The 407-nt window shown below is 61.4% G+C and carries 1 protein-coding gene; it reads left to right on the top strand.

Annotated elements, in window-relative coordinates:
- The coding region (locus NOG12_RS13295; RefSeq protein WP_313933521.1) for a transposase at positions 1-407 on the top strand (407 nt) is incomplete at both ends.

Raw genomic sequence — 407 nt, 5'->3', positions numbered from 1 at the left:
TGACACTGCGGCTGCATGAGTACGTGGAGAAGGAATCCTTCAACCACCCCTACACCTTTGTGGCGGCACAGACCGGCCTGGACGAGAAGACGGTGCGCGACATCTTCAACGCCCGCGCCGAGTTCCTGGGGCGCTGGCACCGCTTCGAGACGCCCCGCATCCTGGGCATTGACGAGCTATACCTGAACAAGCGCTACCGCTGCATTCTGACCAACATTGAGGAGCGAACCCTGCTCGACCTGCTGGCCACCCGCCGCCAGGACGTGGTGACCAACTACCTGATGAAGCTGAAAGACCGGCAGAAGGTCGAGATCGTCAGCATGGACATGTGGAACCCCTACCGGGCAGCGGTCAAGGCTGTGCTGCCCCAGGCCCGTATCGTGGTCGATAAGTTCCATGTGGTGCGC

Origin of the sequence: Pseudidiomarina fusca, assembly GCF_032227045.1 — a bacterium.
GTDB classification, from domain to species: domain Bacteria; phylum Pseudomonadota; class Gammaproteobacteria; order Enterobacterales; family Alteromonadaceae; genus Pseudidiomarina; species Pseudidiomarina fusca.
Note: the sequence above shows the minus strand (reverse complement) of the source record. Positions and strands in the feature narration are given on the sequence as shown.